This window comes from Fundicoccus ignavus, assembly GCF_009659375.1.
GTDB classification, from domain to species: domain Bacteria; phylum Bacillota; class Bacilli; order Lactobacillales; family Aerococcaceae; genus Fundicoccus; species Fundicoccus ignavus.
In genome coordinates, this window is sequence record NZ_WJQT01000007.1 from 26,249 (window position 1) to 51,876 (window position 25,628).

General features: G+C 37.4%; 16 protein-coding genes and 1 pseudogene. 1 reads left to right on the forward strand and 16 read right to left on the reverse strand.

What is annotated here, in order from left to right; genetic code table 11:
* Positions 1-18: 18 nt before the first annotated feature.
* A pseudogene (locus GF867_RS06380) lies at positions 19-2,642 on the reverse strand (HAD-IC family P-type ATPase).
* Between the two features lie 293 nt (positions 2,643-2,935).
* Between GF867_RS06380 and GF867_RS06385 the strand changes: the two are divergent.
* Entirely contained in the window at positions 2,936-3,946 is a 1,011-nt protein-coding gene (locus GF867_RS06385) for a Gfo/Idh/MocA family oxidoreductase (RefSeq protein ID WP_153832277.1), read from the forward strand.
* An 80-nt stretch (positions 3,947-4,026) separates the two neighbouring features.
* Here the strand turns inward: GF867_RS06385 and GF867_RS14355 are convergent, their stop codons facing one another.
* The 15 genes from GF867_RS14355 to GF867_RS06460 all read right to left on the reverse strand — a co-directional run bounded on the left by GF867_RS14355 (position 4,027) and on the right by GF867_RS06460 (position 25,620).
* Positions 4,027-5,043: a G5 domain-containing protein gene (locus tag GF867_RS14355; RefSeq protein WP_153832278.1), complete on the reverse strand. Its 1,017-nt coding sequence runs from the start codon at positions 5,041-5,043 to the stop codon at positions 4,027-4,029.
* 319 nt (positions 5,044-5,362) lie between these two features.
* Positions 5,363-6,376, reverse strand: a complete 1,014-nt coding sequence (locus GF867_RS06395; protein ID WP_153832279.1) for a LacI family DNA-binding transcriptional regulator — start codon at positions 6,374-6,376, stop codon at positions 5,363-5,365.
* Between the two features lie 8 nt (positions 6,377-6,384).
* Positions 6,385-7,257, reverse strand: coding sequence for a DMT family transporter (locus tag GF867_RS06400; protein WP_153832280.1), 873 nt, complete (start codon positions 7,255-7,257; stop codon positions 6,385-6,387).
* Positions 7,247-8,920, reverse strand: coding sequence for an amylo-alpha-1,6-glucosidase (locus GF867_RS06405; protein WP_153832281.1), 1,674 nt, complete (start codon positions 8,918-8,920; stop codon positions 7,247-7,249). Before GF867_RS06405 ends, GF867_RS06400 begins: the two co-directional genes overlap by 11 nt.
* A gap of 2 nt (positions 8,921-8,922) precedes the next feature.
* Complete coding sequence (locus GF867_RS06410) at positions 8,923-11,850, reverse strand: glycoside hydrolase family 2 TIM barrel-domain containing protein (RefSeq protein ID WP_172973975.1); 2,928 nt, start codon at positions 11,848-11,850, stop codon at positions 8,923-8,925.
* A 15-nt stretch (positions 11,851-11,865) separates the two neighbouring features.
* Positions 11,866-12,696, reverse strand: coding sequence for a carbohydrate ABC transporter permease (locus GF867_RS06415; RefSeq protein WP_153832283.1), 831 nt, complete (start codon positions 12,694-12,696; stop codon positions 11,866-11,868).
* Positions 12,689-13,648 carry a carbohydrate ABC transporter permease gene (locus GF867_RS06420; protein WP_153832284.1) on the reverse strand — a complete coding sequence of 320 codons (960 nt, stop codon included), beginning with the start codon at positions 13,646-13,648 and terminating at the stop codon, positions 12,689-12,691. Before GF867_RS06420 ends, GF867_RS06415 begins: the two co-directional genes overlap by 8 nt.
* Before the next feature lie 75 nt (positions 13,649-13,723).
* On the reverse strand, positions 13,724-14,953 hold the full coding sequence (locus tag GF867_RS06425; RefSeq protein ID WP_153832285.1) for an ABC transporter substrate-binding protein: 1,230 nt from the start codon (positions 14,951-14,953) through the stop codon (positions 13,724-13,726).
* Between the two features lie 962 nt (positions 14,954-15,915).
* The gene (locus GF867_RS06430; protein WP_153832286.1) at positions 15,916-17,577 is read right to left on the reverse strand and encodes an ABC transporter permease; all 1,662 of its coding nucleotides are present in this window, start codon (positions 17,575-17,577) and stop codon (positions 15,916-15,918) included.
* Complete coding sequence (locus tag GF867_RS06435) at positions 17,577-18,665, reverse strand: ABC transporter ATP-binding protein (RefSeq protein WP_153832287.1); 1,089 nt, start codon at positions 18,663-18,665, stop codon at positions 17,577-17,579. The genes GF867_RS06430 and GF867_RS06435 overlap by 1 nt, the downstream gene beginning before the upstream one ends.
* A 12-nt stretch (positions 18,666-18,677) precedes the next feature.
* On the reverse strand, positions 18,678-19,724 hold the full coding sequence (locus GF867_RS06440) for an ABC transporter substrate-binding protein (protein WP_153832288.1): 1,047 nt from the start codon (positions 19,722-19,724) through the stop codon (positions 18,678-18,680).
* 84 nt (positions 19,725-19,808) lie between these two features.
* Positions 19,809-20,582, reverse strand: coding sequence for a response regulator transcription factor (locus GF867_RS06445; RefSeq protein WP_153832289.1), 774 nt, complete (start codon positions 20,580-20,582; stop codon positions 19,809-19,811).
* Positions 20,575-22,227: a sensor histidine kinase gene (locus tag GF867_RS06450; RefSeq protein WP_153832290.1), complete on the reverse strand. Its 1,653-nt coding sequence runs from the start codon at positions 22,225-22,227 to the stop codon at positions 20,575-20,577. Before GF867_RS06450 ends, GF867_RS06445 begins: the two co-directional genes overlap by 8 nt.
* Positions 22,228-22,440: 213 nt before the next feature.
* Positions 22,441-22,593, reverse strand: a complete 153-nt coding sequence (locus GF867_RS06455; protein ID WP_153832291.1) for a hypothetical protein — start codon at positions 22,591-22,593, stop codon at positions 22,441-22,443.
* A 126-nt stretch (positions 22,594-22,719) separates the two neighbouring features.
* Positions 22,720-25,620 carry a DEAD/DEAH box helicase gene (locus GF867_RS06460; protein ID WP_253940767.1) on the reverse strand — a complete coding sequence of 967 codons (2,901 nt, stop codon included), beginning with the start codon at positions 25,618-25,620 and terminating at the stop codon, positions 22,720-22,722.
* Positions 25,621-25,628 lie beyond the last annotated feature (8 nt).

The window sequence follows — 25,628 nt, forward strand, 5'->3', positions numbered from 1 at the left end:
TGTTTTAATTATGTTCTCTTACTCACCTTGCAAACTCGTGACGTTTTTCTTTTCCTTCTGACGCTTCATGCGTAGCGTTAGATATTTCTCTATCTCTACGACTGAGAAGACAATCATACCGTTCGTGAAAATTAAAGCGTGTTGAATCCATGTTAAGTGAGTCGTGCCGATGATACCTTGCATCATTGGTAAGCTTAAAACCGCCATTTGTAGTACGGCCAAGCAAGCAAATGAGACAAAGATGGCTTTGTTGCTGAACAAACTACGGTTTAAAGCTGGCTCAAGTAACTCGCGGCAGTTTAACATGTAGAATGCTTGCACCAAAACAATGCTTTGAAGTAACACGGTCTGTTGAACCACATGGCTGTCAAACTGCATCGCTAAGAAATAAGAAGGAACTGTGATTAATAAGGATACGTAGAGGATTCTAAACACTGCGTATTTTGTCAAAATAGCCTCATTCGGCTGACGCGGGCTGCGCTCCATAATCTGTGAATGTGCGGGCTCGAATCCGAACGCATAAGATAAAGTTAACGTGCTGACCATGTTTACCCATAATATTTGTACCGGCGTTAGTGGTAGCGGCAAGTTGAACATCAGGGCTAGAATGACGACCAAACCTTGAGCTAATGCTGTTGGTAAGAAGAAATTAATGGTCTTCATTAAGTTATCGAAGATACGACGTCCTTCTTTGACCGCTTTCGCAATCGTCTCAAAGTTGTCGTCTGCTAATACCATGTCTGCAGCTTGCTTCGTTACTTCACTACCTTTGATACCCATCGCTACACCAATGTCGGCTTTCTTTAAGGCTGGTGCGTCATTTACACCGTCACCCGTCATCCCAACAATTTCACCTTGTTCCTGTAAAGCTGTCACGATACGCAATTTATGCTCTGGTGTCGTCCTTGCAAAAACGTCCACCTGCTTAACCGCCTCCGACAACTCAGCATCTGTCATATTGTCTAAGTCTTTGCCTTCTAATACATTACTAGTGTGTGCTAAACCAATTTGACGTCCAATCGCTCGGGCAGTCTCTTTATGGTCACCTGTAATCATCTTCACTGCAATCCCTGCTTGTTGACACTCTGCTACCGCTTGAATCGCTGACTCCTTTGGTGGGTCAATTAAGCCTGCTAAACCAACCATCTTCAAGTTACTTAAATTCTCATGACTTAATATTTGACCTGGCTCGACCGTCTTCATCGCAAAACCTAGAATACGCTGCCCTTTACGTGCTAATTCATCCGCTGCTGCTAACCAAGCTGAGCGCTCCTCTTCACTACTCATCTCAGCTAACTCTAACAAGACATCTGGCGCACCTTTAACAAAAATCACTTATGACTCTGAAGACTCAGATGCCGGGTGCAACGTAGCCATATACTTGTAGGTCGAGCTAAAGGGTATTTGATCTAATTGTTGTAAATGAGCTACTTCCGTCTCAGCAGTTTACTTCAACAAAGCTAACTCGGTTGGGTTCCCCTTTAACTCAGCCAGTGGCTGCTGTGGGTCACGGCGCAGATCTTGACAGTTATTCATAATTAACCGTAAGTTCGCCAAATCTGCCTCACGCCCTTCAGCCGCATTATTAGAAGAAGCATCCACACCTATTTGACTCGCCAACACTAAGTCCCTGACTTCCATCTGATTTTTTGTCAACGTTCCTGTCTTATCCGAACAGATAACCGTCATCGATCCTAAACTCTCAACAGCCGGCATGCTTTTAATAATCGCTTGCTCGTCTGCCATCTCCTTAACACCATCGATAAAATCATCGTAAGCACTGCTGGCAAGCCCTCCGGCACAACCGCCACGATTAAAGCAATTGCCGAAGCTAACAACATATTCAAGTCCATACCGAAACGGAAAATCGTGTAGAACACTAAGAACAAGATGAAGATGATCAAGCCTTTAAAAATCTGATGATTCAACTGATTCATCTTACGCACTAATGGTGTCGTCTGTTGTTGAACCGACTGTAAAGCCTGGTTAATTTTACCAACCTCAGTTTCAGCAGCGGTCGCTGTTACCACACCAACACCCGACCCCGCCAATACCAACGTACCAGAAAAAGCCATGTTGTTTCTGTCACCTAAAGGAATATCCTCCGCTAAGGAATCCGTCTGCTTCTCAACCGGTAAAGACTCACCCGTTAAGACCGCCTCCTCTATCACTAAGTCAAAGGTCTCCAACATCCTCAGGTCCGCCGGCACCACATCGCCACTCTTCAAGACCACTATATCCCCCACAACTAAACTCGACGCCTCAACTACCTGAGTGACATTCTCGGATAAAATGACCGCATTCGAGCTCATCATCTGCTTCAAACCATTCAACGATTCCTCAGCTTTACGCTCCTGCGCATAGCCAATCAACCCATTGATAATTACAACCGCAAAGATGATCCACATTTCAACGAAACTACCCGTCAAACCCTTTAACACACCCGCAACAACCAACACTAACATCAATAAATCAACAAAGTGCTTCCCAACCTTTTTCCACAAAGGCTGAGCCGCTTTCGACGCTAACACATTCTCACCATCACGCGCCAAACGCTCAACCCTAACATCCTGAGTCAAACCCTCTTTACTCGTCTGCAACAACTCCATGACTTCGAATTTCGTCTTGTTATGCCACTTCATCCCATCAGTCCCCCTTCATTTATTTGAGCTAATGAAAGAATTATAAACTCACCAAACCCACCCCAACCCACAAAAATTGCAGTCCCCTATGCAAAATATGCCCCTACAAATCCTTGTAAAGGCTACCATCATTACTATATTCACATTACAATAATTTTATTCCCTCTGAAAACTTTTTCTAGCCCCGCAAATAAGCAATTTTATTCACCTTGATAGCCTTCGGCTCAGACATCCTGTAAAATCAAAACATGAAGTACTCACAAAGTCTCGCAACACCGAAAGGAGTTTTATCCATGTTAACCATTGCTTATATCGGAAACGGCAAAAGTACCAACCGTTACCACCTACCCTTCGCGGCTAAAGTAGCAGGTATCCAAGTCAAAACCATCTATAATCGCAGTCTCAAGGACACTTGGCTGCCCCTTGAACATGTCAATTACACGACTAATCTTCAAGATGTGTTTCTGGATCCAGCTATTCAACTTGTCGTCGTCTGCACACCTGCAAGCAGTCATTATGAGTTCGCCAAAGCCTGCCTCGAACATGGCAAACACGTTCTAGTAGAGAAACCCTTTTGCGAAACCTCAAATCAAGCACGTGAACTCTTTGCGCTAGCCAAAGAAAAGCAATTATTTATCCAATGTTACCAAAACCGCCGCTTCGACTCAGATTTCCTAACTGTACAACAAGTAATTGAAAGCCAAGCGCTCGGCGAACTGTTAGAAGTCGAAATGCACTTTGACTACTATCGTCCCGAAATACCTGAACATAGCACATTTTCAGCCGTTGACAGTTACTTATATGGGCACGGTTGTCATACGATTGATCAAGTATTGTCTTATTGGGGACAACCGGACGCGATTCATTATGACGTTCGTCAGCTACTTGGCCCAGGGCGTATGAATGATTATTTTGACTTAGATTTTTATTATGGCACGTTAAAAGTTTCCGTGAAATCTAGTTATTTCCGTTTGAAAGAACGTCCTAGCTTTGTTGTGTACGGTCAAGATGGCGTCTTTACAAAACAAACCAAAGACCGTCAAGAAGCAGACCTTAAACGTTTTTACATGCCAACAAATGAAGACTTCGGTCTCGACAAACCTGAACACTACGGTGTGCTGACCTATCTCGACCATAATGATGAACCACAAGAAAAAGCCATTCCTTCTCAAACAGGCGACTACAGTCGTCTCTATGAAGGTGTCTACCAAAGCATCGTCCATGGTGCACCTAAAGTTGTTAAAGATGAAGAAACGATTCTCTTGATGGAAATTTTAGAGAATGGCATTAAGGGACTCAACTAAATTCAAATAAGCGCGATGCCTCACCTTAAGTGAACGCACCGCGCTTGTTGTTATATTCTAATTGTTTTTAACTTTTACGATTATTGTTTATTGCGTTTGAAATACGTTCCAACTAAAGCAACACCTAGACTGAGTACGACTAGTCCTAACGTGCTTAACCAAACAAGATTTGTTTCACCTGTATTTGGTAATTGGCCGTCCTTCGTTTTACCTTTCGTCACGGTTTGAGTTGACTCTTCAGGTGAAGAATCTTCTTTTTCTTGACCAGCAGCCACTAAATCATCAATCGCAGCTTGAGTCGTTACAAGAATTTGATCAATTGAAGATGCGGAAATATAACCACCTTGTTCAATTAAGGTTAGATAAGCCGTTAAAGCTTGAACTTGAGTGATTAAAGCTACTTGAGCTTTATCAAACGTTAATGTTTGAGCTGATACTGAACGGATCCACCCATCAAATAATGACTTAGCAACTACTTCTTTCGCTTCAATTGTCGCAATCGTGGCTTTAGCTTTTACAACCATTTCTTCTAAAGCACTCACTTGTTCTTCAGTATTTTTCTGAACAACTTTGTACTTCATTGTTATTGTTTTTTGATCTGCAGACGCAGTCACAGTTAGATCCGTTGGTGCAATAAACTCATAGAATCCTTCAATAGCCTCCAACTGAACATCAGCAACTGTTAAGGCTTTAATCGATAATTCTTCGCCAGCCTTCGCTTTGATTACTTCACGAGTGAATTCTCCTGAAAAATCAGTTGTCTGATGATTCAAGCTCACACCTTGCCACACATGCTCAACTTCAATTGACAATTCCTCTGCTTTAACTGGTGTTTCATCGTCTTCATCGGTCTCGTCTTCTGAATCTGTTTCGTCTGATGATTCTTCATCGGGTTGTGTTTCATCAGAAGAGTCGCTTTCATCTTTCGATTCTTCTTCATCTTCAGATTCAGATTCTTTGGCTTTCGTACCATACTCAATCACTTCATGAACTGGTTGTGTTGTGATCGCTTCACTCATTTTCTCTGATGAGATTAACTCGTCATCTTGATAAATTTCTTTAAAGGTAATTGTTCTAACGCCATCAATACCTTCCACACAAAATACAAAATCAGCAGCAATTTCATTTTGTCTTTTCTTGCAATTTTTATTAATAGCCCATCAGCAATAATTATTGACAATTTATGAATTCGATATACCGGAGCCGCTAAAATATTTATAACTACCACAATATTCTATCGAGATGAATTCTAACTTACAGAATATAATGGACAATTGCAAACTCAAAAAGAACTCCTCCAAAAGCTATCAATATAACTTTTGGAGGAGTTCACTTTAATAATACTGACAGAATTCAAGTTCAAAGCCTTGTTTCAGCACATTGTTAATCTGTCAAAGCTTAATTCAACTCAATCCCCTATCTAACATTCACCTTTGTACTATCTCTAACAATCAAACGACTTGGAACGGTGATACCGAGAGGTACCGTGAGTTTCTTAGTAACAGTTTGAATAATTAAATCGACTGCTAGTTCGGCTAAGACGTTAACATCTAAGCGTACTGTCGTAAGTGGCGGAATCATATATTGGGCCGACGGGTTATCGTTAAAACCAATTAAACTAACATCTCCCGGTATATTTATTCCCATTTCATGTGCTGCTTTATAACAACCAGCTGCCATTGAATCATTAGCAATAAAAATTGCGGTTGGTTTATCTTCAACTGACATTAATTCACGAAACAAAGAATAACCATAGCGTGGGAAATAATCACCAATTTTAATGTAGTCCGCATTGTACAAATTTTTCTTGTACATATAATCCGTATAGGCCGCCTGACGTTCATCAACGATTGCGTCGACCCCACTTTCCTCATCCTCCAAGTTATGACCTCCAATAAAGCCGATTTTCGTATGATTCAAGTCGAACAAATAATCCAAAACCTTGCGAGTAGCGAAAGACAAATCGAAGGTGATGGCACTAAACTTATCAGGCAAAGGATTCGAATCAGCAAAAATTAAGGGCTTTTGCAATGACTCTAACCATTGTAGATTCTCTTGAGTGAATAGACCTACACAAATGATACCATCAACCATTTTGACAGTACTTCGCGTATCATCTGCTGTTATTTGTTGTGTAATGTGTCCTTGAACTTTTAATAGACTTTCTATTTCATACCTCAAAGAAAGATAAAAAGAGTCTTCTATTTCAATTTCTGGACTTAAGCTATAGTAAAAACCAATCTTGTACTCAACCGAATTGCTTTTCTTCTTGGGTTCATAAGATAACTGTTCAGCAGCTTCAAAAACTTTCTTCTTTGTCTCAAGTGTCACTTGTAGACTATCATCATAATTCAAAATGCGTGAAACAGTTGAAGTTGAAACACCAGCTAGCTCAGAAATATCTTTTATAGTTACTCTTTTTTTATTCATAGTTAAACTTACACACTTTCTTGTTGTTTTCTTCTTGGCTTGAGTTGGACAATCAATACGCCTGCTAATATTAAAGCTGCGCCTATTAGCATACGAATTGAAATTTCTTCATTCAATAACATCGCGGAAAAAACCATACCAAAAACAGCTTCCATAGACATAATAATGACTGTTTCAGTTTCAGTTGTATAACGCTGAGCAGTTGTCTGTAGTAAGAAGGCAAGCATTGTACTCACCACTCCTAGATACACCACTGCTATTATTCCATTAGCATGTCCGATTTCGATGGGTTGATCTTGAATAAGGCTAATAATCATACCGCATAGCGTAGCGACACCCATTTGTACCGTGTTTAAGGCATAAGGATTCTCATCGGATACATATAGACTAGTATATATGATTTGTAAGGCAAAGAACAGAGCGCATATTAAGGTTAATACATCACCAATATTGATAGCACCAAACTCATTCAATGACATTACCCCTACACCAATGATTGCGGATAAAGACCCGATAATATTGAGAGGTGTTAATTTTTTCTTTAGAAACAAGGCACCAAATATAGGAACTAACACAACATTAAAAGCGGTCAGAAAAGCATTCTTAGATGCAGTTGTGTGAACCAAGCCAATTGTTTGAAAATAGAATGCTAAGTAAAGGATAACGCCTAATATTCCTCCACGAATCATTGTTGATTTATTAATATGCTTGAGTTGACGATGAAAGATAACCAGCATACTAATAAAAGCAATCGAAAACCGCAAAGCCAAAATATGAATTGTTGAGAAATAATTGAGCGCTACTGAACTCATCACAAAACCTGAGCCCCAGATAATTGCAACCAGTATTAAGCCCAACTGTCCTTTTCTTCTATTTGTCATTGTCACTATCCCCCTTCATGATTGAGTTGGCTAGTAACAAGAAGACACTCGAAGTCCAAGAAAACGCTAAATCATCATTACCTTCAGCTGTATGGGGATTATAGTTTTCAGCAAGGCCTCCAATTAAAGCAGCCTCACAGAATTTTTCAGATATTCTATATGCAGCCTCTTGATAACCTGCCCTATTGAGAGCATCAACAAATATATACGTTTCAGGAGCCCAGATAGGTCCTAACCAATATCCATCCCCTTTAAACATTGGACTAGTAGCTTCCTCAGTCGCAAGGCCATATCGACACTCGAAGCGTGACAATAACTGCTGAACCAGAGAAGAACTCAATTTTTTATCTAATCTATAAGCAATCACGATTGGCAAATATAACATGGCACTTGATGTAGATTTGACAAGTTCTTTTGAATAAGTGTGAAAAGCTCTTAATTGGCCATCAACGTTGAATGCTGGTAAGAAACGGTCAAACAAATCATCTGCCTGCCTTTGCCAATTTGATGACTCGTCTAGTTTGCCTAATTCTTGTGCCATTGAAGCCAGGATATCCATTTGCTGAATTAAATATGCACTCAAATCAGGAGCTGTGACTGGAAAACCTTCATGAAAGATCGAGGCATTATCCCAACCTGAATCATTACCGTGTGTATAGTAAGGTAAACCATCCTCCATGCGATAGTTCAACCAAAAATTAGTATTAGCCACAAAACTATCATAGATGACAGATAATCTAGCCGGTTCACAGAAATAGTTATTTATACTCATCATTTTCTGATAGGCCCAGGCATGAATGGGAGGCTTAACACAATTATACGAAACATACTTGTCATTAATAAAATCAGGATAGGCACCTGATGTATCTTGATGATCAATAAATACCTCCAACTGCTGATAAGCTAAGGCTGGATATTGCTCTGCTAATAGAATAGCGTTAAAGCAATTATCCCAACTCCAAATGTTTTGCATCCAGTTCTTAGACATATAGGTAATATCATGCGTCAGTAAACCATCTTGACTAACCGTATTAGCCCACAATAAGTAGGTGGCAAGCTCGTGCGATTCCTGATAGCGTTCATGCGAAGTGGGCATCTTATTGCGCCATATTTGATAATTATCTTGCAATTTTACTTGAGAATCCTCAAATGAGATTACACTCTTTTCTTCGCGTAGAACAACACGATAATTCACCATATGCAGCTCAGAATCAGGCATTAAAGTTAAACTAATTCGCTCGTTACCAACTATTTTCCAGGGAGCATCAACATTTACAACACCAGTCAATAGACTAAGTCGATATTTCATTTCTTTTTTATACGATATATATTCAAATTCATCATTTCCAATTGCATTAAATGTATCATAACGAATCTTATCCGCTACCATTTCAACTGACATACCTGTTGTTCGGATATGTAATGAATTGGCTTCAGGCATAATAAATTCTACCTTAGCTGTTGGATAATTTTTATGATAAATAGTTAATTGCGTTTCAGTACAATGATAATCTACTGGCTGATCAAAGATTAGTTTAAACAACTGGCTAGGGGCTTCGTCACCCCCCCTCACATCTCTTAGCCAGAATTCTTTCTCAATACACGAGATTACAAAATAAGAGCCAAACCTAGAGAACGGTATCTTGGTAATATCAATCCTCAAATTTAATCTCCTCCAATCGAAATAATAAAGTTTATAGCAAATGGTTCAACTTTCGTACGATATTGTGCAAGTTGATCCTGTCCACAACTATTACTTCCTAATCCTGTTTGTTTATAGTCAATCGTAACAACATTAAAATCTGCTCGCTCCAATTCATCAATGTGCTTTGCTGCTTCTAATTGTTCCTTCGTATAATCATGAACAGTCACCGTATAAGCTTCTTTGAATTGAATTTGGATGTGCTTATTGTTTTTATTTGATAATTGCAACCACTCAGTTTTTGTTCTTGCTCCATTTTCTTGTGGATACAAGTATTCTGTATGCATTTGAGCAACCGTTGCTTCATAGACGCCTTTTGTGACGGATGATTGACTATCCCAATAACTTTCATGTGGACCATTCCCAAACCAACAAACCTGTTCAAAACTCCTAGGTAAACGCATCTCGAGACCAATACGTGGCAGCATCTCTGGTAACTCAGTCCCAAAAACTTGTGGTTCGCCCACAACAGACACGCTAAGCTGTTCATTAGAAATAAGTTGATATTTATATTTAATATTGAAGCCCCAGCCTTGATTGGTTGTTCCATAATACTTCTGGAAAATAACTGCATCATCCTCAATAATGAGTTGCTGCATTGTTTCTGCCCCCTGATGTAAGAAATATTTCTCTGTCCAATCTTTCAATTGATACATATCATTGTCAATTGGTGCTCGCCACAAGGTTAGCTCTGGTCCAGTTGATAGTATTGTTTGTCCATCATGCTCCATCAAAATCAGGCTGCCTCTAATTGCATCAAATGATAACTTTACTCGCTCAGTTGACATCTCAAGGCGATGTTCATTTGTCTGATTAATCAATATTGGTCCCGTCTTTTCTTGTTTTTCCTCAAATAAGCGGAATAGTCGTTGTCTATCCCCTAGCGTCAATTGCGTATAATATAAGACATGACCAGCCTCACAATAACTTTGATCCACCTCATCAATTGAGACGTCCAAGAAGTAACGCTTATCTTCTTCAATTTCAAGAGCTAACTCCAAACTTCCAGTAGTTCTTGCTGTGATTGAAGGCAGACGTAACTCACCAGAAGTAAGTACTTGATTATCCTCTTTTAATGAATAACGCAAAAGTAACCCTTCAATATTACGAAAATCAAAGCGATTCTCGATGAATAATTGACCATTTTGCCAATTTATACGAATTGGTGCTGCAACTTGTTTGTATTCCAATAAGGAAGTCGAAGGTTCTCGGTTCACTTTTAGTAGGCCATCAATGCAGAAGTTCCCATTGTGTGGCGTATCTCCGAAATCACCACCATACCAATAGGTAGTCTGACCATTATGTTCGACTTCAATACCATGATCATACCATTCCCACACAAAACCTCCATGTAAACGAGGATATTGTCGCATAACTGCTTGATGCTCTTCCATCGCTCCAGGACCATTCCCCATTGCATGTGCATATTCACAATGAATATGAGGTTTTTTACCATTCGTATCTTGTCCAATTTTCTCAAGTCGGTCTAAATAGGTATACATTGTAGTATAAACATCAGAATAAGCCGCTTGTTTGTCTCCTTCATAATGAATTAATCTTGTTGGATCTATCGCTTTTGCAGCTTGATACATGTCCATAAAATTTTGCCCAGAACCTGACTCATTTCCCAAGGACCACATAATGATAGATGGATGGTTTTTATCGCGCTCTACCATTCTAACCATACGGTCAACATATGCAGTGGACCATGCAGCATTATCACTCAACCAATTATAGTCTCCCGTATTCTCGAAGCCATGACACTCCAAATCTGTTTCGTCAATCACATACAGACCGTACTTATCGCACATATCATATAAATAAGGATGATTCGGATAGTGTGCCGTTCTAACTGCATTAATATTATGCTGTTTCATCATAATGATATCTTCTTCTAACTGTTCTTTTGTAACTGTCAAGCCATTCTTCGGATTAAAATCATGACGATTAACCCCATTAAAGAATATATTCTTACCATTCAACAAAATGAGACCATCTTTAATTTCGATACTTCTAAAACCAATCGAGATGGGAATATAGCTTGCTCCTGTATTAATCACAAGCGTATACAAGTGAGGAGTCTCCGCCGTCCAAAGTAAGGGTTCTTGAATCCACTCCGATAAATATTCACCCTCAACTGTAAATTCCTTTATTAATGTATCCTTTAAATAAAGACTCACCGATTGAATCGTTCCCTCACTAGTAACAACTAATTGATAGTTCTGGTAATGTGTATCTGGTAACGTTTGAACTTTCAAATCATAGGGATCTGCTGGTGACTCTTGATAAAGTTCAACATCACGAAAAATCCCTGATAACCACCACATATCTTGATCTTCCAGGTAACTACCATCTGACCACTTAATTACTGCAACAACAATCTCGTTCTCTCCATTGTTCAATACTTCAGTAATATCAAATTCTGATTCTAGACGACTTGCTTTACTCCACCCTATTTCAACACCATTCAACCAAACTTTAAAGAAAGAAGAGACACCATGAAAACGAATAATAACTTTATTAGCCGCTTCATTCTTATAATGGAAACTTCTCTGATAAACACCCGTTGGATTTTCAGTTGGTACATATGGCGGATTAATAACAAACGGATATAAAACATCCGTATAATGCATCTTATCGAAGCCACGCATTTGCCAATTTGAGGGAACATCAATTTGACCAAATGTATCAAATTGTCCTTGTTTTATACAAGCAAACGCATCAAATGGCGTATGAAATAACTTAAATGCCCATTCACCATTAAGGCTTTTAAAGCCATTTACTTGATCATTCCCTGCCAAAGCATCCGTTAATTTTTGATAGCGATTAAAAGAAGCTCTCGGTTTTAATCGGTTCTCCCCTGTTAGTAAGTAGTTCTCCCAAATATTCACAACACTCATCCTTTACTATTTAATCGATCCTTCTAAACCATCAATAATGTATTTTTGAGCAAACAAGAATAATAATATTGGCGGAATCATCATTAGAATTGTAATGGCCATGATCCCAATAATATTATTGTCATGTACGCCTTGGAATGAAGCCAGTCCTAGTGCCAACGTATATTTGGAACGATTTTGCAAGAAAATTAATGGTCCAAGATAGTCATTCCAAACTGTCAACACATTTAAGATTGCAACTAATATCAGCGGTGCTTTCATAATTGGTAGAAATACCCGTGAATATATTTGAAAATCATTTGCGCCATCAATTTTGGCAGCATTAGCAATATCATCTGGGAAATTCATTAAAAACTGTCGCAATAAGAAGATATAGTAAGCAGACCCTAGCATTCCTGGGACAATTAATGGCAACAGTGTATTAATCCAGCCCAACTCATTAAACAACATATATTGCGGAATCATCGTTACATCCCAAGGCAACATCATGGATGCTAACAATACCATAAACAAAAAGTTTTTGAACTTAAAATCATACCTTGCAAAACCATACGCAACGAGAGAGCTTGAAATAACTTGGCCAACTGTAGTAAGGACAGTTACTAAGATAGAATTCCATAAGTATTGATTAAAAGGTTGAGAATTCCAAGCGTCCGAAAAGTTACTCCACCGCCATACTGATGGTAAGATTTTCGGTGGGAACGTATTAACCTCTGTTGAGTCTTTAAAAGCCGTCAGAATTATCCACAAGAAAGGCCCAATAAAATAGATTGAGAATAATAATAAACCGATATAAATGATGACTTTTGTTCTACGTATTTGCCCAATATTACCCATTTTCCCTAACTCCTTTCACTATTTTCACTTTTTTAGGTTTCTTCTTAGTCTTCACTTCATTCTCATAGAATACCCATGCAGATGATGATCTAAAGATAACCATTGTTAAGACGAGAATAATAATAAACATTATCCAAGCATTAGCACTTGCATAGCCCAACCGATGATGTTTGAAGGCATTTTCATAGACATACAAACCATAGAAGTATGTAGACTTCAAAGGTCCCCCACCTGTTAATAAAATAACCAAAGTTAATTGTTGCAAGGCCGTAATTGTTGACGTGACCAAGTTAAACAAAATGGTGGGGGTAATAACCGGAACAGTAATCTTGATAAATTGTTGCCATGGTGTTGCTCCATCAATAACCGCAGCCTCATAGTAACTACTTGGAATACTGCGAATATCTGTATAAAAAATCAACATCATATTACCTACACCCCAAGCACTTGCAATTACAATTGCAACAATCGCCCAGTTTGGATCTCTTAACCAGAGCGGCCCATCAATTCCAACAAATCCTAATAAAAAATTCAGAATCCCATTATTCGAATCCAGAATCCATCCCCAAATAATCGCGACAGCAACGCCCGACACAACAGAAGGAATATAGAATATAACACGAAATAGATTCGTCCCCTTAACATTCGTTGCAATTAGCACAGCTAATATTAAGGCAATCAATAAATTCAATGGTACAAATAAGACAGCAAACTTGAATGTAATCTTTAATGAACTCCAAAATTGTGAATCTTCAGTGAACATTCGAATATAATTACCTAGACCAACAAACGTAGCATCTCCAATGACGGGCCAATCATGAAAACTCATGATAAGAGAAAGAACTAATGGACCAGCTGTAAACGCAATAAAACCGACTAGCCATGGCGAGATAAATAAATACGGGGTGATTTTCTCTACGAATTTCTTCTTACGATCATAACTGCTATTCATCACTAAACCTTCCTTTCGAAATGAAAAATTAAACTCTACTTTATTAAATAGAAAGTAGAGTTTAATCTATTCTTATTACTCTACAACTGAATTTAAAGCTTCAGTCGGATCACTTAATGTTGTCGGATTAAAAGCTAATTCAAAAGCATAACTTAATTTTTCTGAGAAATCACTCCAGTTCTCAATTACAAATGAACTTGGACCATAAGCTTCACTTCGCTCAAGCATTTCATAGAAGACTCCTCTAACTTCATCATCTTCTAGTCCTTCAGATTCAACGACACTTTTTAGAACAGGTAACTCGTACTCAATACGATATAAATTAGCCTCTTCATTTGTCCAATATTTGATGAACTCCCATGCCTCCTCTTTGTGTTCAGAATCTACTGAAATGGCTAGTCCAGATGAACTTAACACAGAAACACTCTCTTTATCGTTAAAACCGGGAATAGGCGCCACTCCGTAATTAATACCTGCTTCAGCAAATGAACCAATATCCCATGCTCCCGATACTACCATTGCTGCAGTTTGAGATTCAAACTCATCTGTTCCCCAGCTTTCAGAAGTAGTCGCCTCACCATTCACTAACATTTGTTGGAAAGTTTCTAAAACTTCGACTGCTTCAGGTGAATTCACCGAGCCATCAGTCTCACCATCCTCATTAGAGTAAGTTGCCCCGTTGCTCCATAAGTACATTTCAAAGTCATATGGATCTGGTTTACCAGGCATAATATAACCGTATACATTCCCTTCTAAGTTAGCTATCTGTTCTGAAGCTGTAGCCACATCTGCCCAAGTCCATTCATTTGTAGGATATTCAACGCCAGCCGCATCAAATAAATCCTTGTTATAATAAAGCGCATGTGTCGTAAAGCCTACTGGAATACCATAGATGGTATCGTCAATCGAGTTGTAATTCCAAGTAGTCTCATAGAAATTGTCTTTATACGCCTCGCCCTCAGCTTCAATATAAGCATCTAATTGTTCTAAGCCACCTGAATATTGAGGGTAGTTCCACATGTACATAACATCTGGTGCATCTCCTGCGCCCATACCTGCCGTAATTCTAGTATCATAATCCCCGCCTAATCCTTCCAGTAGCACTTCAATCTCATCTTGAGAACTATTAAACGCATCTACCAAAGCTTGTTGTTGATCTAAATTTGACTGACTATCCCACGTAGAAAATCGAATTTGAACTTTATCCTGTGCACTAACCTCAATTGGGTTAGTGATTACCTGTCCGAATGTTGAAAGTGTCAAAAGAGATGCCAGAGACGCTACGCCAAGTTTCCATCTTTTCATTAAAAAAACCTCCAAATATTTATTTAAACATAGCATACAATAAAATTTAGTAAATGTAAATGCTTTCTTCAAAGTTTACTAAATTTATTTTTAGTAGATTAATTATACTTATTGGTGAAATTGTTCGACCCATAATGCCTCTTGATGCCTAGTCGTTTTCTCTTATTCAAAGACTTCTTATAATTAAGAGAGTCCCTAAAGTTCCGTCTAAAAAAAGCAATACAATATGTTAATATAGGGAGAATCTCTTGTACTTTCATCATTTAGATTACTTGCAATGATACCCCCACTCAAAGATTACAAAATCCACTTTTGATTTGACGGTATTTGTAGATACTTAGATTTATGAAGCATTACTAAAGAGTGTTTTTTCACCCTCGCTCCCTATGATGGCTTTGGTAAGGTCTCAGTTGACTAAGTTATATTGAATTGAAAATCACATAGTCTAGACTATCCTTTTGTTTGTAAAATCCATCATTATATTGATTTTTATGTATTCCACCTTGCTGACTCAAATTCTGAGTCGACATATTGGAAATGGTACATTACTTATTACAATACTGAAAGAGTCACGCTTAAAATGGGATTGAAAATTCCAGCATAAAAACCATGCATGAATTAATCACGCATGGTACAAAATATTTTTGTTTATTTACCTGTCTACTTGATAGGGGCAGTTCATAATGGGTAGTACTGACTATTTATTAAATATCTTACTAAATATATAGTCAGAATTCTTTATTAAAACCTGTTTGACTTTTCTGAGTGAAGCTTACTCTATCATCAAAATTTAAGTCTAAATCATCTTTCGTTATTAAAAGTCTAATTAAAGATTTTATTATTAATTCGAGTAGAGAACGGTATCAAAAGTACACTGACAAAAACAGCACAAAAGTCACTATGACTCTTGTGCTGTTTCTCATAAAAAATAATTAATTAAATATGTTGTTCTATCGAGCACACTACATCGAAATATCGTCACTCTTCGTTACTTTCATAAAGATTAACAAGGAAATAACTGTAAAGAGCGTTAAAATCGTTGATAATGCTGCCGCAATCCCGTAGTTACCACGAATAACTTCCGTATAAATTGCTACTGTCATCGTACGTGTACGTACATTATAAAGTAAAATCGACGTAGACAATTCTGACAACATCGTAATCCAGCTTAGGATAGCTCCTGCAATAATTCCAGACATCATCATCGGTACGGTAATTTTGAAAAATGTATTGATTTTGCCGCTTCCTAAACTAGATGCTGCTTCTTCAATAGAAGTTGGAATCTGCATCAAAGAAGCAACAGATGAACGAATCGTATAAGGTAAACGTCTAACTGACATTGATACAACCATAATTAAGGCAGTACCAGTAATCGCCAATATTCCACTACCACCGATTCCAGTGTTAAATGACGTTAGAAAAGCAATCCCCATTACTGTTCCAGGCACAATATAAGGAATCATACTTAATGAATCAATGACAGATGTGACCGCATTACGTTTTCGAACAGCTAAATATGAAATGAAAATCGCAAATATTACTACGACAATCATCGCAAGCAACGGAATTCTGATTGTATTAAAGATCGCTGGTCCCATGCGGCTGAATGCTTCTCGATAGCTATCCAATGAATAACCTGGTTGGAAAACCATGCCTTTTGTATTCTTGAATGAAGTGTAAATTAAATAGCCTTGTGGCAACACTGCTAAGAAAACTACACCATAACAAACGAGATAGACAATGACTTTCTTCAAACCTGTAATTTCTTTAGCTGCTACAGGATGAAGTGAACTCATCGTAATCGATTTACTATTCGCAACATAACGTTGACCTAAGAAAATGACTAACGCAATGATAATGGAAATAATCGCTAAAGCTGATGCAAAGGCCGCGTTCCCGCCTACTTCACTCATAAATTCTGAATAAATTAAAACTGGGAATGTTCGATACCCTTCACCAATTAACATCGGTGTTCCGAAATCTGAGAAAGCACGCATGAAAACTAGTAAAGCGCCCGCTAATAAAGTTGGAACTAATAGAGGTAAAATCACTTTAACAAAACGATTTAAGCCTGTACTTCCCATATTCTCTGCCGCTTCCAGAATAGAGTTGTCAATACTCTTGAATGCTCCATTGACATATAAGAAAATCAACGGGAATAATTGTAGTGTAAACACCAATACAATACCTGTGAAACCGTAGATATCTGGCATTGTAAAACCAAAGATGTTTGAGAAGAAGCGCGTAATCACACCATTTCTTCCTAACAATAAAATCCAAGAGTAAGCACCAATAAAAGGTGCTGACATCGATGCAATAATAATCAATATTCTAAGCAGTTTCTTGCCTTTAAATTGATACATCGCAAAACAATACGCTAAAGCCACGCCTAGCACTAAAGAAAAAGCAGTGGCAGTTAGTGATACTTTAAAACTATTGATTAGTGTGGTTGAATAATAACTTTTTGAAAAAAAGGTCGTAAAATTTTCTAAGCCAAAGCCATTTTCTGTGACTAAAGCTTGTCTCAATACATTACCAACCGGATATACTAGAAAAATGATGTACGTTAACAGAATAAATAAGGAAGAGCCACTCCAGATATCTAATGAAAATTTCTTTTTCATTATGACACCCCCAGTAAGTTTCGCTCGCCATCTTCAGTGAAGACATTAATTTTCTGTACATTGATTTTCAGTTTAATTTGATCGCCAGGATTTAAGTTTTCATAAAATGTCGACTCTTCACTTAATTGAACGCGTTTGCCAAAGCCTAAATCTAAGTAATACTCTGTATTTAAACCTAGATAAATACTATCTTGAATCGTCGCTTCTAAATCCCACTCTTCGTCGTCTCTTACTCTCTGGAATTCTTCCGGACGAATACTAATGCGTACTTTTTGTGATGCCTCATGATTCAAAGCAGGAAACGCTAATTGGTAACCATTCTCAAATTGTAAGTAGGCTTGTCCATCTTTATGAATCAATTCACCATCTTGAATGTTGGTGCGTCCAATAAATGTTGAAACAAATTCATTACTTGGACGATGATACAATTCTTTTGGTTGACCAATTTGTTGGATCAGTCCATCTTTCATGACTGCGATTTGATCTGAAATAGCCATGGCTTCTTCTTGATCATGCGTTACATAAACGGTTGTAATCCCAACTTCTCTCTGAATTTCACGAATTGCTTGACGCATATCAATTCTCAATTTCGCATCCAAGTTACTTAGGGGTTCATCCATCAATAGCACGCCTGGATTAATCGCTAAAGCTCTTGCTAAGGCAACCCTTTGTTGTTGTCCCCCACTTAGATTTTCCGGCTTACGGTCTTGATATTGATCAATTTGCATCAATTTTAAGTATTTGTCTGCATTCTTTTTAACGTCAGCTTTTGATAATTTACGCTGTTTTAAACCAAATTCTACGTTTTCTCGGACGGTTAAATGCGGGAAAATCGCATAGTTTTGAAACACCATCCCAATATTTCGCTTACTTGGATCTTTATCATTGATGCGTGTCTCATTGAAGTAAAAGTCGCCGCCTTCAATTGAGTTAAAACCCGCAATCATTCTTAGTAGGGTTGTTTTCCCACAACCCGAAGGACCTAGTAATGTAAATAAGGTCCCTTCTGGAATTGTAACGTTTAAATCAGGAATAACCGCAACACCATTGTATTCCTTACGTGCATGTTTAATAATTATTTTACTCATGGTGAAGGCCGCCTATCTATTTGATTCAATATCTACGAAAATATCCGTGAATCGTTTTACGATACTGTCTTTATTCTCGATGACAAATTCCATGTCTTCTTCTAATGTCTCGATGTCAGCTAATGCTTTCATGTTCTCGCTGGTTTCAGCATCTTTACGCACTGGGCGGTTTGTTGTAGTTGTTCCTAGAACATTTTGAATCTCTTCTGAAATGACAAAATCAACAAACAATTTCGCGTTATCCATATTTTCCGCACCTTTAATTACCGCAACACTTGCAGGTAGGAATACAGTTCCTTCTTTTGGATAAATGATTTCAATATTTGCGCCATCATTTAATAATTTAACTGCTGGGTCTTCATAAGTTAAACCGACAGCCATTTCGCCATCCGCTACAGTTTTATACACATTACTTGAACTTGAACTAATTTTACCGTCTACTAATGTGAATAATTCATGTACATACTCCCATGCTTCGTCACTTTCATAGCCACCTTTGGCTGCTAACATGTTTGTTAATTGCGCAAAAGCACTTGATGAGTTTGCTGGATCTGCTGTCGCAATCTTACCTTTTAATTCTTCATTTAATAAATCTGCATAGCCTTCAATTGAAATATCTCCGACTAAATCTGGGTTCACAACAATCACGCTACCATCAATGGTATAAGGCGTATAGAATCCGGTTGTGTTCTGATAAGCTTCTACTAATTGATCGTTTTCTTCCGGTACGTATTCTTCAAATAATTCTGTACTTTGAGCATATTGTGAGTAAGCGCCACCAAAAATAACATCAGCAACCGGTGCATTTTTCTCACTTTCTAGTTTCGTGAATAATTCACCTGTTCCCGCTTGAATTAGTTCTACTTTTACACCATATTTTTCTTCAAATGCTGGAATTGTCGCATTAATTAAACCTTCTGAGTTAGGAGAATAAACAACTAATGTATCTGAACCTTCACTTGCACCTTCAGTCGTTTCAGTCTTTTCTGCTTGGCCACATGCTGTCAATGTTAATAAGGACATCCCTGCTAATAACAATAATTTATTAATTTTACCCATTTTAACCACTCCTTTTCTTTACCTCATCATAGCTGAAGTGGTATCGCTTTCAAATACTACAAACCTACACTTTGGGGTAAAATCCTACACATCGAGTAATTCTATAAATTCACTCGCACTCATGTTCAAATACTTTTTAAATACTTTGTTGAAATACTTATAATCACTAAAGCCACACGCTTCCGCAATTTCATAAAGTTTCAATTCTTTCGTTTTTAATAATTCGATCGCTTGTTGAATCCTGTAGCGGTTCACATAATCATTAAAGGTTAATTGAGTATATTTCTTAAATTGATTATGCAATAATGTAGAGCTATAGCCTACTTCATCTGCTACATCTTGAAAAACAAAGCGTTGAGCATAGTGATCGTGAACATATTGAATCATTTGATTAATTAAGTCACTTTGGACAGAATTGAACTCTTTCTCGATCAGTTGAACATTCGCCAAATCCTGTTTCTTCTCTTTTTCCATATGATAGGTTTGCTTCATCTGGCACTGTTGTTTCGCTCGTTCAAGTGCTTCACTAAATTGTTCCATATCGATGGGTTTCACAATAAATTCACTGACGCCATACTTAATGGCTTTCTGCGCATTCGAAAATTCACTGTAACCCGAAATAATAATCGCTGCATACATATAATCGAGTGTCTCTTCTAGTAAATCAAAGGCATCTTTAATAGGCATATTAATATCCGTAATGACAATGTCTGGATTTAACTCTTTGATTTTATCGATGCCTTCTTGACCATTACTCGCTTCACCCACCACTACACAGTCAGCGGCTTCGTAGTTAAAACCATAAATTAAACCTTTACGAATAATCTGTTCATCTTCCACTATTAACACTCTATACATCTGATTTTGCTCCTATCTCAATCTCTATGATTGTAAAATATTCGTCAACTTTTAATTCGAAACGCGATTCTGGATACATCAATTGCAGTCGTCTTTTACTGTTCATTAAGCCATGATGGTTGCCTAACCTTTGATTCAGTTGTAGCTGATGATTAATTTGACTTGCTTTGTCTTTTTCTAAAGCTTGGCCATTATCCGTCACGCGCAACACATACTTACCGTCTGATTGTTGTTCTCCTTCAATTGATATACTTAAATCTTGACGATGTTTAAAGCCGTACTTGAGACTATTTTCAATTAATGGAAGTAAGAACAATTTTGGTACCGGTAATTGCTTACAGGCTTCATCTAGTTTGATTACATAGTTAAAATATTGAAAACGTGCTTTACTAATTTCGAGATACTCTTTTAAATAATCGATATCGGATTCCAGCGTAATCTCTGTATTTTTTTCCTCGATACTGTATCGAAGTATCGTCGTCAGACGTAAAATTAATTGATTCGCTAAAGCAGTATCAAATAATATCGCCGCACGAATCACTTCCAATGTATTATACAAGAAGTGGGGATGAAACTGTGCCTCCAATTTCTTACGTTCAGCCACCATACTTTCCTTTAATAAGTTAATATTCTGTCGATTGCTGTCGGAAAGTTCCTCTAACATTTGATTAATTTTATCGGTAATGATTCCAAATTCATCATCCGTTTGGATCGATAAACGTTTAGTGGCATCACCCTTTAATGACTTCATTTCTTGTGATAACAGTTCAACCGAGTGGGCATTTTTATAGGAAATCCGCTTAGAGAATACGAACGCAAAAACCACGAGTAAAACAGCTAACAACAGCACCACTAACGTACTGATGGTCACATAAGATGGATTGACTAGTCTTTGTTGATAGACGGTTAAGTATAAGTCTGGTGTCAATTGGCTTCTTTTAGCATAATAGACCGCATCCTTATACGAAAACTTCTTATCAAACAGCTGACGATCGACTTTCTCTAAACTTCCCTTGATAAATTGACTCGAACTTGAAGAAAAGACATTATCATATCTGTCCGAAATAATAAATTGCGCTTGAATTTTATTTAGTTGAGAGCGAACTTCTTTCCCATCAATCACATAAGCAGCGAAGCCCTCATTATCATCTAATGGCGTCATCAAAATAAGATTATGATTCCGGTTGCGATCCATATATAAACGTTGAAGAATTTCGGTTTCATCAGATAGGTTATCAACTAGAATTTGAATATAATTCTTGAACACACCATCTTCATCAAATTTATTGTTAGTCGCAAACGCAATATCTAATGAAGAATCCAACAGAATCAAATCACCTTTAAGCGTTTGTTGCGAATTAAATGAATAGTAGTTCCCATAAATCGAACTCTCATTAATCTTCTGCTCTAGATATGCCGAATAAATACTATCTCTGTTCTCCATCAACTGACTCTCATACTGTTGCAAACTTGACGTGACTAATGAGCGCGTTGTCGCTTCTGTTGTGTCTAGCTGCATGTCAATGGATACTCGATTAAACACGATAAAAATCGCAACCAACACAAAGGTTATAATGGCAATTAATGCACCCGAGTACATAAGGATTTCTTTTCTTAAGCGTTGTTGAAAATGATTCTCTTTCATATGCGCCTCCTTTTAAAACAATAAGTGTAGTATAGCACGTTTTTTGGTTGCGGTTACAATTTCGTGGATTATAAAAAACCTTGCTATCCTCTAATGAAGATATCAAGGCTTCAGCTTAACAATTTAAAGTGAAAATTAATTATATTAATTTAATTGTTTCTTATCTTTTTGTACGAATGTCAATACTAACATAACAGCTAAAACAGCAAATATTCATACTGTTATGTAATTAATCCCACCACAATTAGCTAAAGATCCAAGGATGATACTTGAAACTCCGAATTCAGAGTCTGAGAATGTTGCGTAGGTAAATCCTAAATCTCCTAGAACTGGCATTAAGATTACTGGGAAGAAACTAATTTGCACTCCTTGTAAGAATCCTCCGCCTGTAGAATCTGCACACTTCTCAAATTTCGAATTCACGAAGAATTTTGGTAAAAAGTTAATTACGAAATGATATACTTTATTTATATTAAGCTAGACATACAAGCCCTACCTATTCACCAAATAATTATACAGCTCAAACGAAACAGGGTATTCTAGTTCAAAGTCGATTGTCACTACCGGCACCGTTTCTTCTTTCTTAGCCATTGTCGTCTGCTTTTCGCTACCTTTAATTGGCTTTAATTTGCCTAAATAGTAAAACTCTCCCTTTTCAAGCTCATCTTTCTGTATAAATAAATGCACATCGATGCCTTTATTCTGACTTTCAATGATGCTGACTACTTCTTTAGAGTCTAAACGTAAATTACTTCTGGTATACCAATGGAAGATTCTCTCATTAATAAACGTATCGCCGTACTGTGTAGTCTCACTAATGTGCTCACTCTTATGATAGTTAACAAAAATCGGACAAGTTTGATGCTTCACTTGATATCCATAAATCGTAGAACTATCATCTTGATCCCAGAGTAAAAGTCGACAAACATCTTTTCTGGTATATTTTGCACCAAGCATCAACGGTGAAGGTGTATAACCCGTCGGATACACTTTACTGTTATACAAGCCCACTCTTAATACATCCTGTACTAAGGCATAAAATTGTTCATTCTTCAGCAAGTCTTTAAATAAGCGATTAAAATCAACCAACTTGCTATCAATCTCGATAAAGGTTTCGCCATATTTTTGGCGTGCGGCTTGTTTGTAAAAACTTAACGCTAATACGTTTAAGCATGATTCTATTTCTTTATCCGAAAATATAATGTTTTCATCCTTAAATTTCCCCTTAATCTCTTCCAAGCTCATAGCCGATCCATGCTTAATTAATTCTCTTATTAAAACAAGTTCATGCGGTCTTTTACCATTCATCAACTCTAGCGTTAAAAATTGTAAGATTTTTTCTCCATATTCAGTAAACATCGATAAAGCATCTTCTGACTCAAACTTGCGAATCACATCTCCATAATGTTTAAATGCACTATTTTTGAAAAATATACTAGGCTCCATGTTATCTTGCTCAATGAAATCAAATAACATTGGAATTCTACCAATTCTGTTCTTTACCGTTAAATAATTCTCTCTAAGATTCGTCAATACTGATAAATTCGTTGCTCTGATTGATTTGAACACTTCTTTCTGAGCTACTTCTTCAAAGTTCACGGTCGTCATGCCCTTTAACTGATGTTGTTTGGAAGTGTTTCGACGTAAATTATCTTTATTCATCGAATGATCACCGTACAAAGCCATTGGAATTAAGTAGTTGTTCCGGTAATTACCAATAAAATCTACAATTGTAACAAATTCTTTCGATTCATGCTTTCTCAAACCACGCCCAAGTTGTTGAATGAATATAATGCTAGATTGCGTATCGCGTAATAAAACAACTTGGTTTACTGCTGGGATATCAATCCCTTCGTTAAAAATATCGACCGTCAGAATATAGTCTAAATTGCCATTTTCTAACTGTGAGACTGCATGTTCTCTATCTTCTTGCGTGTGCTCTCCAGTTAAAGCGGTTGTTCGAAGCCCCTTCTGATTGAACTTCATCGATAATTCATGTGCTTCAATTTTTGAAGAACAGAACATCAGCCCTTTTACCTTATCCCCACTAATACCATAGAACTCTGTTTTATCCATGATATGTTTAACACGTTCTTCAGAAGCCAAACGATTAATATTCGTTTGCTCATTAATTAAATGACCATTATAGCGCAGTTCACTTACGCCAAAATATAGAAAAGGACACAACATGTCTTCTTCTAATGCTGCTTGTAGCCGAATTTCATAAGCTACATTGTAATCGAATAATTCGTAAATATTCTTACCGTCCGTTCTTTCTGGAGTGGCGGTCATCCCCACTAAAAACTCCGGATCAAAGTGCTCTATTACTTTTAAATACGTACTAGCTTGCGCTTTATGTACCTCGTCAATCAAAATATAATCAAATAAGTGCTTATCCATCCTCTGCAAATTATCATCTTGTGATAACGTTTGAATTGTTGTAAAAATATACTTTTTATCGGTAATATCCATCCCACTTTTATAAATACAAGTATCCTTCTCTTCAAACCCTATCACTCGTTTATAATCTGCTTGAGCTTTTCTTAATATCTGTTCACGATGGACTACGAATAAAAACTTGTTAGGTTGAAATTCTCGTACGTCGAAAGCTGATAGGTATGTTTTCCCTGTTCCAGTCGCACTAATAATCAATGCTTTTTTCGCACCTTGTGTACGCATATTTTTAAGACCTTGCAAGGCTTCTTGTTGCATTGAGTTCGGCCGTACATCACTACCATATAAACCATCATCTACTTTAATCTGATCAATAATTCTAGTCGTAATCAATGGTTTTCTTTCTTTTGCATAGTGTTCAATTAGATCAGGAGTCAATAATTCTGATCGTTCCCATAGACTATCATATTCCAATTTTGTTTTAGCAATAAAATCACCATTATCTGTTGAAGTCAGCTTGATATTCCACTCATAATTTTGTTTCATTGCACCATGTGTTAAGTTTGAACTGCCAACAATTACAACTTGTTCATACTCGTGTTCAAACAGATACACTTTCGAATGCATGTTTAACTCTGGATTAGCTAATCTGACTTCGACATTGCTTAATTTCAATAATTCTTTCATAGCTAAAGGATCATTAAACCCCAGATAAGGCGAAATCAGAATTCGCCCTTTACCACCTTTATCTAAAAAATCCGCCAATTGTGCTTTAAGCATGGCGATACCTGCTTGTGTCACAAACGCCACACTGATCGAAAAAAATTGACACTTGCTTAATTCGTTTTGAATTTGAGTTAATACAAACTGTCCCTCATCCGGTTTATTCATCACAATTTCTGGCCCATGTCCACCGGTACGATAATTCAAATTATGAATAAAACCATATTGTAACGACTGCAGTAATTCACCTTCAAAAATCTCTTGTTTTCTATTCAAATCAACCA

Excerpts from the sequence above, each read along its gene's own strand:
- GF867_RS06385 (WP_153832277.1), top strand. The coding sequence starts at position 2,936 with ATGTTAACCATTGCTTATATCGGAAACGGCAAAAGTACCAACCGTTAC.
- GF867_RS06445 (WP_153832289.1), bottom strand. The coding sequence starts at position 20,582 with ATGTATAGAGTGTTAATAGTGGAAGATGAACAGATTATTCGTAAAGGT.
- GF867_RS06425 (WP_153832285.1), bottom strand. The coding sequence starts at position 14,953 with ATGAAAAGATGGAAACTTGGCGTAGCGTCTCTGGCATCTCTTTTGACA.
- GF867_RS06450 (WP_153832290.1), bottom strand. The coding sequence starts at position 22,227 with ATGAAAGAGAATCATTTTCAACAACGCTTAAGAAAAGAAATCCTTATG.
- GF867_RS06395 (WP_153832279.1), bottom strand. The coding sequence starts at position 6,376 with ATGAATAAAAAAAGAGTAACTATAAAAGATATTTCTGAGCTAGCTGGT.
- GF867_RS06430 (WP_153832286.1), bottom strand. The coding sequence starts at position 17,577 with ATGAAAAAGAAATTTTCATTAGATATCTGGAGTGGCTCTTCCTTATTT.
- GF867_RS06440 (WP_153832288.1), bottom strand. The coding sequence starts at position 19,724 with ATGGGTAAAATTAATAAATTATTGTTATTAGCAGGGATGTCCTTATTA.
- GF867_RS06435 (WP_153832287.1), bottom strand. The coding sequence starts at position 18,665 with ATGAGTAAAATAATTATTAAACATGCACGTAAGGAATACAATGGTGTT.
- GF867_RS06415 (WP_153832283.1), bottom strand. The coding sequence starts at position 12,696 with ATGGGTAATATTGGGCAAATACGTAGAACAAAAGTCATCATTTATATC.
- GF867_RS06400 (WP_153832280.1), bottom strand. The coding sequence starts at position 7,257 with ATGACAAATAGAAGAAAAGGACAGTTGGGCTTAATACTGGTTGCAATT.
- GF867_RS06420 (WP_153832284.1), bottom strand. The coding sequence starts at position 13,648 with ATGAATAGCAGTTATGATCGTAAGAAGAAATTCGTAGAGAAAATCACC.